At 56.6% G+C, this 535-nt stretch carries 1 protein-coding gene; it reads right to left on the minus strand.

What is annotated here, in order from left to right:
- Positions 1–165: 165 nt before the first annotated feature.
- Positions 166–535 (minus strand): ABC transporter substrate-binding protein (locus C7G61_RS43175; RefSeq protein WP_145963853.1); only part of this gene is annotated, 370 nt, incomplete at its 5' end.

Consider the following 535-nt stretch of genomic DNA (forward strand, 5'->3'; position numbering starts at 1 on the left):
TCTGTTTTCTCCCGCAAAACAGGTTGTATACAGACAAGAGACGGAAGCAACTATACTTGAGGCTAATGCGGGTGTTTCAAGAGGCTCTTCGAGACGATATTGCCCAGCCTGTATACACAAAATGAAAGCGCCATCGTGTGATGGCGCTCTCGGTCGTCGACAGGCTCAGTTGGACTTTGCGGCTTTCACCGGATCCTTGACGTTCGGGATGGTGGCGAACTCCACGTTGTAGAGCTCGCCGTCCTTGCGCTCGACCTTGCGTACATAGATGTTCTGGATGATGTCGCGGGTCTGCGGGTCGATGGATACCGGACCACGCGGGCTGGTCCAGCTCATTCCCTTCATGGCGTCGATCAAGGCCTGACCTCCGGCGCCGTTGGTCTTCTTCAGGCCCTCGTAGATCAGGTGCATGTCGTCATAGCCGCCGACCGCCATGAAGTTCGGCCGCATCCCGTTGTTCGCCTTCTTGAAGGCCTCCACGAACGCCTTGTTCTCCGGGCTGTCATGAGCGGCGGAATAGTGTTGGGTCGTGATC

This window comes from Bradyrhizobium algeriense (assembly GCF_003062295.1).
Lineage (GTDB): Bacteria > Pseudomonadota > Alphaproteobacteria > Rhizobiales > Xanthobacteraceae > Bradyrhizobium > Bradyrhizobium algeriense.